This is a genomic window from Pseudomonas sp. 2822-17, assembly GCF_002742485.1.
Classification (GTDB): domain Bacteria; phylum Pseudomonadota; class Gammaproteobacteria; order Pseudomonadales; family Pseudomonadaceae; genus Aquipseudomonas; species Aquipseudomonas cyclaminis.
Window position 1 is genome coordinate 1 of the sequence record NZ_LJRZ01000073.1, and the last position, 301, is coordinate 301.

At 39.5% G+C, this 301-nt stretch carries 1 pseudogene; it reads left to right on the top strand.

The window, feature by feature from the left end:
* Window positions 1-301: pseudogene (locus tag AOA60_RS33200) on the top strand (sugar ABC transporter permease); the annotation flags it as partial.

Sequence of the window (301 nt, forward strand, 5' to 3'; positions counted from 1 at the left end):
GTTTTGACTGGCTATTATGGTCTTATGCGTTGGGATGGCATAGGGGCAATGCAGTTTATCGGGCTAGATAATTATAGTAGATTGATTCAAGATTCAACTTTTTGGCGAAGTGCCCATCACTCGTTACTATTAGCCATTTTCTCAGTAATTAGCTTAGGGGGCTACTTATTTGTATCCCTAATATTAACGGGAAGAATTAAGGGAGCTGATCTTCTTCGTAAGATATATCTTATACCAATGCTATTATCATCTGTTGCTATTGCGCAGTTGTGGATGAGAATATACCATCCCACTAACGGGG